At 62.6% G+C, this 262-nt stretch carries 1 protein-coding gene; it reads right to left on the bottom strand.

Annotated elements, in window-relative coordinates; translation table 11 throughout:
• A partial coding sequence (locus HKX41_11985) for a transposase (GenBank protein ID NNC24854.1) occupies nucleotides 1-262 on the bottom strand: 262 nt, incomplete at both ends.

The raw sequence follows: 262 nt of genomic DNA on the forward strand, positions 1-262 counted from the left end.
GCCGCGGTCGCGAGCAGTCCGGATTGCCTTCATGATGTGCTCGTCAGTGACGCCCGCGTCACTGACTTCGCCGGGATCGAGACGTGGCTCTCCGTCTGAGACGATATCGTGGTCGGCGGCCACCGCCCGTATGTCGCGGGCGGTAGCCTTGATCGCTCGTCGGTCGGCCAGTGAGAATCGTCGCCGCCACATATAGTTGATTGCCTGCTGAGTCGGTGCTCGTCCGAGTTCGAACCGGATGAACACGTAGGCTGTCCCTTTC

It is taken from the genome of Salifodinibacter halophilus, from assembly GCA_012999515.1.
GTDB classification, from domain to species: Bacteria; Pseudomonadota; Gammaproteobacteria; order Nevskiales; family Salinisphaeraceae; genus Salifodinibacter; species Salifodinibacter halophilus.